Source organism: Pseudomonas sp. SDO5591_S426 (genome assembly GCF_054070755.1).
Map to the genome: position 1 here is coordinate 1 of NZ_JBSVXD010000186.1, position 10544 is coordinate 10544.

At 61.6% G+C, this 10544-nt stretch carries 5 protein-coding genes; 3 read left to right on the forward strand and 2 right to left on the reverse strand.

Features of this window, described 5'->3' with window-relative positions; all coding sequences use genetic code 11:
• Positions 1-112 precede the first annotated feature (112 nt).
• Positions 113-2629: a phosphoenolpyruvate--protein phosphotransferase gene (ptsP, locus tag ACW9JC_RS25095; RefSeq protein ID WP_457458325.1), complete on the forward strand. Its 2517-nt coding sequence runs from the start codon at positions 113-115 to the stop codon at positions 2627-2629.
• 29 nt (positions 2630-2658) lie between these two features.
• Positions 2659-4374 carry an N-acetylglucosamine-specific PTS transporter subunit IIBC gene (gene nagE, locus ACW9JC_RS25100; protein WP_457458327.1) on the forward strand — a complete coding sequence of 572 codons (1716 nt, stop codon included), beginning with the start codon at positions 2659-2661 and terminating at the stop codon, positions 4372-4374.
• 169 nt (positions 4375-4543) lie between these two features.
• On the opposite strand, the gene ACW9JC_RS25105 is transcribed toward nagE, so the two are convergent.
• Together ACW9JC_RS25105 and purL are read right to left on the reverse strand one after the other, a co-directional pair.
• Positions 4544-4855 (reverse strand): Nif3-like dinuclear metal center hexameric protein, encoded by a 312-nt coding sequence (locus tag ACW9JC_RS25105; protein WP_057716278.1) that lies wholly within the window; start codon positions 4853-4855, stop codon positions 4544-4546.
• Positions 4856-4860: 5 nt separating this feature from the next.
• Positions 4861-8757, reverse strand: coding sequence for a phosphoribosylformylglycinamidine synthase (gene purL / locus ACW9JC_RS25110; protein ID WP_457458329.1), 3897 nt, complete (start codon positions 8755-8757; stop codon positions 4861-4863).
• A gap of 285 nt (positions 8758-9042) precedes the next feature.
• On the opposite strand from purL, the gene mltF reads away from it, so the two are divergent.
• The gene (gene mltF, locus ACW9JC_RS25115; protein ID WP_457458331.1) at positions 9043-10503 is read left to right on the forward strand and encodes a membrane-bound lytic murein transglycosylase MltF; all 1461 of its coding nucleotides are present in this window, start codon (positions 9043-9045) and stop codon (positions 10501-10503) included.
• Positions 10504-10544 lie beyond the last annotated feature (41 nt).

Consider the following 10544-nt stretch of genomic DNA (forward strand, 5'->3'; position numbering starts at 1 on the left):
CGATCTTTTGATCTTGCATTTAAAAAGATCGCAGCCTCGTTTCACTCGACAGCTCCTACAAGAGAGACCGGGCCAGATTTCCGAATCGTAGTTTTCCTGATGAGACCGAGCCATGCACAAAAACAATAAAGAGCTGACCCTCAGCGCCCCGCTCAGCGGCCCGGTGCTCACGCTCGCCAAAGTTCCGGATGCGGTGTTCGCCAGCGGCGCCATGGGTGACGGGATCGCTATCGACCCGCTGAACGACACCCTGCACGCGCCCTGCGCCGGTGTCGTGGTACACGTCGCGCGCACCGGCCATGCCGTGACCCTGCGTGCCGACAACGGCGCCGAATTGCTGTTGCACCTGGGCCTCGATACCGTCGAGCTGCAAGGCCAGGGCTTTACCATGCTGGTGCAGGAAGGTGCGCGGGTTGCCAACGGCCAGCCGCTGCTGCGCTACGACCAGGACAAGGTCGCGCAACAGTGCAAAAGCCTGGTCAGCCTGCTGATCCTCACCAACAGCCAGGACTTTCAGGCTCGGCCCATCACGCTCAAATCGGTGAAGGTCGGCGAGCCGTTGTTGCACATCATTCGCCGCAACGGCGTTGGCGCTCATTCTGAAGTGGAGTTTGTTGGCGAAGAGCAGATCGGCCACATCCGCATCGCCCATCGCGGCGGTTTGCACGCACGTCCCGCAGCGCTGATTCGTCAGACCGCGCAAGGTTTCAAGAGCAAATCGCAGCTGCATTTCGCCGGCAAATCGGCGACCTGTGACAGCCTGATCGGTCTCATGGGTTTGGCCATCGGCGAGCAGGAAGAAGTTCAGGTCAGCTGCCAGGGCCCGGACGCCGAAGCCGCGCTGCAAGCCTTGTTGATCGCCTTGTCCACAGCGTTGGCCGAAGAACATCACGCCGCCACGCCAGCACCGATGGCCCAGCGCAATCGTGCGGCTGAAGCGGGTGTATTGCACGGTGTCTGCGCAGCACCGGGGTTGGTCGGCGGACCGCTGTTTCGCCTGAATTCGATCAGCCTGCCGGCGGATGCCGGGCACAATGATCCGGTGCAACAACGACAAGCCCTCGACACTGCGCTAACCCAGGTGCGCAGTGAAATCGCCGGCACCCTGGCCCTGGCCAGAAAACACAAAAGCACTGACGAAGAGGCCATCTTCGCCGCGCACCTCGCGCTGCTGGAAGACCCGGCATTGCTCGACGCCGCCGATCACTCCATAGAACTCGGCACGGCCGCAACCCATGCCTGGAGCCAGTCGATCGACGCACAGTGCGACGTGCTCCAGCAACTCGGCAGTTCACTGCTGGCCGAACGCGCCAACGACCTGCGCGACCTCAAGCAACGGGTGCTGCGCGCCCTGCTCGGCGAAGCCTGGCATTACGATGTGCCACCGGGTGCCATCGTCGCGGCCCATGAGTTGACCCCATCCGACCTGCTGCAACTGAGTCAGCAAGGCGTGGCCGGGTTGTGCATGGCCGAGGGTGGCGCGACCTCTCACGTGGCGATACTTGCGCGGGGCAAAGGCTTGCCCTGCATGGTTGCCCTGGGTTCGTCGCTGCTGGATCAGGAGCAGGGCCAAGCGGTGGTGCTGGATGCCGACGGCGGTCGCCTCGAACTGATCCCGACTGCCGAACGTCTGGCCGAAGTGCGTGACGCGCAACGTGCTCAACAACAGCGCCGCACCGAGCAACAGGCGCAGGCGCACACCCCGGCAAACACCCTTGATGGTGTGCGCATTGAAGTCGCGGCCAACGTAGCCTCCAGTGCCGAAGCCGCCGATGCCTTGGCCAACGGCGCGGATGGCGTCGGTCTGCTGCGAACCGAGTTTTTGTTCGTCGACCGCCACACCGCGCCGGACGAACTGGAACAGCATCACGCCTATCAAGCTGTACTCGATGCCATGGGCGACAAGTCGGTGATCATCCGCACCATCGACGTCGGCGGCGACAAGCAACTCGACTATCTGCCATTGCCTGCCGAAGCCAACCCGGTGTTGGGATTGCGCGGTATTCGCCTGGCTCAGGCTCGCCCGGAAATCCTCGACCAGCAACTGCGCGCCCTGCTGCACGTCACGCCGCTGTCGCGTTGCCGGATCCTGTTGCCGATGGTGACCGAAGTCGATGAGCTGCTGCACATCCGCCAGCGTCTCGACGCCTTGTGCACCGAACTCGGCCTGACGCAACGCCCGGAGCTGGGCGTCATGATCGAAGTCCCGGCCGCCGCGCTGCTCGCCGAGCAACTGGCGGAGCACGCGGACTTCCTGTCCATCGGCACCAACGACCTGTCGCAATACACACTGGCCATGGACCGTGACCACGCCGGTCTTGCTTCGCGAGTCGATGCGATGCACCCGGCATTACTGCGACTGATCGCCCAAACCTGCGCCGGTGCTGCGCAGCATCAGCGTTGGGTCGGAGTCTGCGGGGCACTGGCGTCTGATCCGCTGGCGACGCCCGTGCTGATCGGGCTGGGCGTGAGTGAACTGTCGGTGAGCCCGGTGCAGATCGGTGAAATCAAGGACCGCGTGCGCCACCTCGACGCCAGCGAATGCCGGCGCATCAGCCACGACCTGCTCAAACTGAGCAGCGCCAGCGCGGTGCGTCACGCCTGTCATCAGCATTGGCCTCTGAGCTAAAGAACAAAAAGAATCCAGGGAGAACCGCCATGTACCAACTTTTCATTGAAGGCCTGCAGCGCCTCGGCCGCGCGCTGATGCTGCCGATTGCGATCCTGCCGATTGCCGGCCTGTTGCTGCGCCTGGGCGACACCGACTTGCTGAACATCGCGATCATCCACGATGCCGGCCAAGTGATCTTCGCCAACCTGGCGATGATCTTCGCCATCGGCATCGCGGTCGGGTTCGCCAAGGACAATAACGGCACGGCAGGCCTTGCCGGTGTCATTGGCTATCTGGTGATGATCTCCACGCTCAAGGTGCTGGATGCGAGCATCAACATGGGCATGCTCGCCGGGATCGTCAGCGGCTTGATGGCGGGCGCGCTGTACAACCGCTTCAAGGACATCAAGTTGCCGGAATATCTGGCGTTCTTTGGTGGGCGGCGTTTTGTGCCGATTGTCACCGGGTTCGCCGCGGTCGGCCTGGGCGTGGTTTTCGGCTACATCTGGCCGCCGATCCAGCAAGGCATCAACAGCTTCGGCACGTTGATGATGGAAAGCGGCAGCTTCGGTGCGTTTATCTTCGGCGTGTTCAACCGCCTGCTGATCGTCACCGGCCTGCACCATATCCTCAATAACATGGCGTGGTTCGTGTTCGGTAACTTCACCGACCCAACCACCGGCGCACTGGTGACTGGCGATCTGTCGCGCTACTTTGCCGGCGACCCGAAAGGCGGCCAGTTCATGACCGGCATGTTCCCGATGATGATCTTCGGTCTGCCCGCCGCGTGCCTGGCGATGTACCGCAACGCCCTGCCGGAACGCCGCAAAATCATGGGCGGGATCTTCCTTTCGATGGCGCTGACTGCATTTTTGACCGGCGTGACCGAGCCGATCGAATTCGCCTTCATGTTCCTCGCGCCGCTACTGTTTTTGCTGCACGCCTTGTTGACCGGTCTGGCGATGGCCGTCACCAATGCGCTGAACATCCATTTGGGGTTCACCTTCTCCGGCGGCTTCATCGACATGGTTCTCGGCTGGGGCAAATCCACCAACGGCTGGCTGGTGTTCCCGGTTGGCCTGGCGTACGCCGTCATCTACTACGTCGTGTTTGATTTCTGTATCCGCCGCTTCGACCTGAAAACCCCGGGCCGTGAAGGCGTCGCAGCCGCCGAGCAAGTCGTTGTCGCCGACAACGAGCGGGCCGGCGCTTACATCAAGGCCTTGGGCGGCGCGGAAAACCTGATCACCGTCGGCGCCTGCACCACACGCTTGCGCCTGGACATGGTGGATCGCAACAAAGCCTCCGACGCGGATTTGAAAGCACTCGGCGCCATAGCCGTGGTCCGCCCCGGCAAGGGCGGGAGTTTGCAGGTGGTGGTCGGGCCGATGGCCGACAGCATTGCCGACGAGATTCGCCTGGCGATGCCGGCGCTGGGTCGCGCGCTGATCTCTACCCCGGCGGTCGCTGTCGACGCACCGCCTCCTGCCGCCGTGGCGACACCTGAGGCCCAGCAATGGTTGAACGCCCTCGGCGGTGGCGACAATGTGCTGCAACTGGACTGCGTGGCCATGACCCGGATTCGTCTGCAACTGGCGGATGGCAAGGTGTTGTCGGAGTGTGAGTTGAAGACGCTTGGGTGTCAGGGTGTGAGTCAGTTGGAGGGTGGTATCTGGCATCTGCTGGTTGGCGACAAGGCGCCGAGCTTGAGTGATGCGCTGGAAGCGTTGGTCAATCGCAGTGAGGTGAGTGCCAAGGTCTAATCCACAACGAACATGGTGGAGCTGCCGCAGGCTGCGATCTTTTGACCTTGATCTTAAAAAACAAAATCAAAAGATCGCAGCCTTCGGCAGCTTCTACAGGGGAATTCAAAACAATAAAAAACCCGCTGAAATCACTCTCAGCGGGTTTTTCATTTCAGCAGCCAGAGAATCAGAAATCCTCCAACCGCCACACTTCATAAGCCGGTGTCTCGTAGGGATGGCTCTGTTTCAGAGCCGCCACCACCGAGCGAATCAACTCATCGGCCACCACAAGCTCAACTTTCCATTCCTCGACCTGCTCGACCTGCCCCGCTTCGCCAATGAACGGCTGACTGCCGTCCAGCGGACGAAACTGGCCAGTGCCAAGCACCTGCCACGCACAGTGGTCATAGGCACCGATTCGACCACCACCAGCGGCGAACACAGCACTTTTGACCACTTCGACATGACTGTCGGGAACAAAAAAACTCAGCTTGTACACGGCGCTTAGTTCACCCACACGCGAGCGTTACGGAACATGCGAATCAGCGGTGCATCTTCGTTCCACTCATCCGAACGCCACGAGTTCTGCACGGCGCGGAACACACGCTCCGGGTGCGGCATCATGATCGTTACGCGACCGTCGCGGCTGGTCAAACCGGTGATCCCGCGCGGCGAGCCGTTCGGGTTGGCCGGGTAGTTTTCGGTGACCTTGCCGTGGTTGTCGACGAAACGCATCGCCACGCAACCCGACAGGTCGGCTTCCAGCAGTGCTTCTTCGCTGGAGAACTCGGCATGACCTTCGCCGTGAGCAATGGCGATCGGCATACGCGAACCGGCCATGCCTTGCAGGAAGATCGAGTTCGACTCCTGGATCTGCACCATCGCAACACGGGCTTCGAACTGCTCGGAACGGTTACGCACGAAGTGCGGCCAGAACTCACTGCCCGGGATCAGCTCGTGCAGGTTGGACATCATCTGGCAACCGTTGCACACGCCGAGGGTGAAGCTGTCGTTACGCTCGAAGAAACCCTGGAACGCATCGCGGGCACGGCTGTTGAACAGCGCCGATTTCGCCCAGCCTTCACCGGCACCCAATACGTCGCCGTAGGAGAAACCGCCGCAAGCGACCATGCCCTTGAACTCGTTCAGGTCGACACGGCCGGCCAGAATGTCGCTCATGTGCACGTCGATCGCGTTGAAACCGGCGCGGTCGAACGCCGCTGCCATTTCCACCTGACCGTTGACGCCCTGCTCACGCAGTACGGCAACCTGAGGACGAATGCCTTTCTTGATGTAAGGCGCGGCAACGTCCTGGTTGACGTCGTAGCTGAGCTTGACGCTCAGGCCCGGGTTGTCTTCTTCCAGCAGCACGTCGAATTCCTGATCGGCGCAGTCGGCGTTGTCACGCAGACGCTGGATCTGGTAGCTGGTCTCGGCCCACTGGCGTTGCAGCAGACGACGCTGGCCTTCGAACACGGTGTCACCGTTGAAGGTGATGTTGATCTCGCCATTGTTGATCGGCTGACCGATGACCGACACGCAGTCGCCCAGGCCGGCAGCGCTGAACTGAGCAAGGATGTCCGGCGTGGCGTCCTGGCGAACCTGGATCACGGCACCCAGTTCTTCGTTGAACAGGATCGCGGCGATGTCGGCGGAAGTTTCCGCCAGACCGTCGAGGTTCAGGCTCAGACCGCAGTGACCGGCGAAGGCCATCTCGACAACGCTGGTCAGCAGACCACCGTCGGAACGGTCGTGGTAAGCCAGCAGGTGACCGTCGGCGTTGAGGCCCTGGATCACCGCGAAGAAGGCTTTCAGGTCTTCGGCGTCATCGACGTCCGGAGCGTGCATGCCGAGCTTGCCGTGAACCTGCGCGAGGATCGAGGCGCCCATGCGGTTCTGGCCACGACCGAGGTCGATCAGGATCAGGTCGGTAGTGCCCTTGTCCATGCGCAGTTGCGGGGTCAGGGTCTGACGGATGTCAGTCACTGGCGCGAAACCGGTCACGATCAGGGACATCGGCGAAGTCACGGACTTGTCCACGCCTTCGTCGTTCCAACGGGTGGCCATTGACATCGAGTCCTTGCCCACCGGAATGGTGATGCCCAGCTCAGGGCACAGTTCCATGCCGACCGCTTTCACGGTGTCGTACAGGCGTGCATCTTCACCCGGGTGACCGGCCGCCGACATCCAGTTCGCCGACAGTTTGATGTCGGAGATCTTGCCGATGCGCGAAGCGGCGATGTTGGTCAGGGTTTCGCCGATGGCCATGCGGCCCGACGCCGGAGCGTCCAGCAATGCCAGCGGAGTACGCTCGCCCATCGCCATGGCTTCACCGGTGTAGACGTCGAAGCTCGTGGCGGTGACGGCAACGTCGGCCACCGGAACCTGCCACGGGCCGACCATTTGGTCACGGGCCACGAGGCCGGTGATGGTGCGGTCGCCGATGGTGATCAGGAAGCTCTTGCTGGCCACGGCCGGGTGGTGCAGAACGCGCTCGACGCAGTTGCCGATGTCGAGGGTCGACGGATCGAAATCGTCGCCAAGTTCATTTTCTCGAACCACCGAACGGTGCATGCGTGGAGCCTTGCCCAACAACACTTCCAGCGGCATGTCCACCGGGCTGTTGCCGAAGTGGCTGTCGGTCACGGTCAGTTGCGGTTCGGCGGTGGCTTCACCGACTACGGCAAACGGGCAACGCTCACGTTCGCAGATCGCCTTGAAGCGCTCGAAGTCAGCCGGGCCGACGGCCAGAACGTAACGTTCCTGGGATTCGTTGGACCAGATTTCGTGCGGGGCCATGCCCGGCTCGTCGTTTGGAATGTTGCGCAGTTCGAAACGGCCACCGCGGTCGCCGTCGTTGACCAGTTCCGGGAAGGCGTTGGACAGACCACCGGCACCCACGTCGTGGATGAAGCTGATCGGGTTCTTGTCGCCCAGTTGCCAGCAACGGTCGATGACTTCCTGGCAGCGACGTTCCATCTCAGGGTTTTCGCGCTGTACCGAAGCGAAGTCCAGGTCCGCCGAGCTGGTGCCGGTGGCCATGGAGGAAGCCGCGCCGCCGCCCAGGCCGATCAGCATCGCCGGGCCGCCGAGCACGATCAGCTTGGAGCCGACGAGGATCTCGCCTTTCTTGACGTGTTCTTCACGGATGTTGCCCATGCCGCCGGCCAGCATGATCGGCTTGTGGTATCCGCGAACTTCGTCACCGTGCGGGGTGGTGATCGATTGTTCGAAGGTACGGAAGTAGCCAGTCAGGGCTGGACGACCGAATTCGTTGTTGAACGCAGCGCCGCCGAGCGGGCCTTCGATCATGATGTCCAGCGCGGTAACGATGCGTTCAGGCTTGCCGTACGGCACTTCCCACGGCTGTTCGAAGCCCGGGATTTGCAGGTTGGACACGGTGAAACCGGTCAGGCCAGCCTTTGGCTTGGCGCCGCGACCGGTCGCGCCTTCGTCGCGGATCTCGCCACCGGAACCGGTGGATGCGCCCGGGAACGGGGCAATCGCGGTCGGGTGGTTGTGAGTTTCGACTTTCATCAGGATGTGCACCGGCTCCTGCACCGCGCCGTACTGGCGGGTCTCAGGGTCCGGGAAGAAACGACCGGCCACGGAGCCGACGATCACCGAAGCGTTGTCTTTATAAGCCGACAGAACGCCTTCGCTGTGCATCACGTAGGTGTTCTTGATCATGCCGAACAGGCTTTTTTCCTGGCTCTCGCCGTCGATGTCCCAACTGGCGTTGAAGATCTTGTGACGGCAGTGCTCGGAGTTCGCCTGGGCGAACATCATCAGTTCGATGTCGTGCGGGTTGCGCTTCAAGCCGACGAAGGCGTTGACCAGGTAATCGATCTCGTCTTCGGCCAGGGCCAGGCCCAGCTCGGTGTTGGCTTTTTCCAGCGCGGCGCGGCCGCCACCCAACACGTCGATCGCGGTCAGGGGTTTTGGCTCGGCGTGGCTGAACAGGCCGGCGGCCTGTTCGAGGTTGCCCAGGACGATCTGGGTCATGCGGTCGTGCAACGCGTCGGCGATCAGTTGCGCTTCAGCGTCGCTGAACTGGCCGGCAACGTAGAACGCAATACCGCGCTCCAGGCGCTGGATCTTGCTCAGGCCGCAGTTGCGAGCGATGTCGCTGGCCTTGCTCGACCATGGCGAGATGGTGCCGAAACGCGGCAACACCAGGAACAGACGACCGGTCGGCTCCTGGACCGGAACGCTTGGACCGTACTTCAGAAGGCGCGCAAGCACCTGCTGTTCGTCGCCGGTCAGGACGCCGGTAACTTCGGCGAAGTGAGCGAATTCAGCATACAGGCCACTGACAGCCGGGACCTTCTGGCTCAGTTGCTCAAGGAGCTTGCTGTGGCGAAAGGCAGAAAGGGCAGGAGCGCCGCGCAGGATCAACATCTTCGGGACAGCCTCGGGAAGGGGTGTGCTTTGAGGCCGTGCATTCTAGCCTAAACAGCCAGCGACATCACCCGAAACGCTACGCACGGTTGCACTCGGGTGCCATTCTGTGTTTCTGCCTCGAAAGTCAGGTTAATTGGGTGTGTGACCCTAGCTTATTTTTACTGTAACAAAATGCGGGCAAGGCCCATTCCTGCGGGGTTTTGCTCGGTTTTGTGATCTCTAGCAGACAACCCCTTCACTGTCGAGATATGGCGCCCGTGGTCCTTTGCGTATACTGCGCACATGTTTTTCCCAACGGCTTTGCGTCCGCGGTACGCCAAATGGCTGATCGCAACCGGACTCTTCCTGATGCTCAGTGGCTGTGTTGATAAACCCAACACGCTGGAGCGCGTAAAGGAGGATGGTGTGCTGCGGGTGGTCACCCGAAACAGCCCCGCCACCTACTTTCAGGATCGCAACGGTGAAACCGGCTTCGAATACGAGCTGGTGAAGCGTTTCGCCGACGATCTGGGGGTCGAACTGAAGATCGAGACCGCCGATAACCTCGACGACCTGTTCAATCAGATTGGTAAACCGAACGGCCCGGTGCTGGCGGCTGCCGGCCTGGTCAGCAGTGACGACCGCAAGAAACAGGTGCGCTTCTCCCACTCCTATCTGGAAGTCACCCCGCAGGTCATCTACCGCAACGGCCAGTCGCGCCCCACCGACGCGAAAGACCTTGTGGGCAAGAAGATCATGGTGCTCAAGGGCAGCACCCACGCCGAGCAACTGGCGGAGCTGAAAAAGAAATTCCCCGGCATCGAGTACGAAGAATCCGACCAGGTTGAAGTGGTCGACCTGTTGCGCATGGTCGACGAAGGCCAGATCGACCTGACCCTGGTCGACTCCAATGAAGTCGCGATGAACCAGGTGTACTTCACCAACATCCGGGTCGCCTTCGACCTCGGTGACGCCAACAACCAGAGCTGGGCAGTGGCGGCAGGCGACGACAATAGCCTGCTCAACGAAATCAACGATTACCTCGACAAGGTCAAGAAGAACGGCACCCTGCAACGCCTCAAGGACCGTTACTACGGCCACGTCGACGTCCTTGGCTACATGGGCGCCACCACTTTCGCCCAGCACTTGCAGCAACGCCTGCCCAAGTACGAGAAGCACTTCAAGGCCTACGCCAAGATAGAGAAAGTCGACTGGCGCCTGCTGGCCGCGGTCGGTTATCAGGAGTCCCTGTGGCAACCCGCCGTGACCTCGAAGACCGGTGTGCGCGGTTTGATGATGCTGACCCAGAACACCGCGCAGGCGATGGGCGTGTCCAACCGCCTCGACCCCAAGCAGAGCATCATGGGCGGGGCGAAGTACCTGGCTTATATGAAGGAACAACTGGACGATTCGATCCAGGAACCGGATCGCACCTGGTTTGCACTCGCCGCCTACAACGTCGGCAGTGGTCACCTGGATGACGCGCGCAAGCTGGCGGCCAAGGAAGGGTTGAACCCGGATAAATGGCTGGACGTGAAGAAAATCCTGCCGCGTCTGTCCGAGAAGAAGTGGTACAGCAAGACCCGTTACGGCTACGCCCGTGGCGGCGAGCCGGTGCATTTCGTGGCGAACATCCGTCGCTACTACGACATCCTGACCTGGGTCACGCAGCCCCAGCTTGAAGGCGATCAAGTGGCCGAGGGCAAACTGCTGGTTCCGGGGATCGACAAGTCCAAGCCGGCGCAGGAGCCTGCGCCCCTTTAAAGCAAAAAGATCGCAGCCTGCGGCAGCTCCTACAGGGTCAT

Bases quoted from the DNA above. Each gene is read 5' to 3' on its own strand.
- ptsP (WP_457458325.1), top strand. From the start codon at position 113: ATGCACAAAAACAATAAAGAGCTGACCCTCAGCGCCCCGCTCAGCGGC.
- nagE (WP_457458327.1), top strand. From the start codon at position 2,659: ATGTACCAACTTTTCATTGAAGGCCTGCAGCGCCTCGGCCGCGCGCTG.
- purL (WP_457458329.1), bottom strand. From the start codon at position 8,757: ATGTTGATCCTGCGCGGCGCTCCTGCCCTTTCTGCCTTTCGCCACAGC.
- mltF (WP_457458331.1), top strand. From the start codon at position 9,043: ATGTTTTTCCCAACGGCTTTGCGTCCGCGGTACGCCAAATGGCTGATC.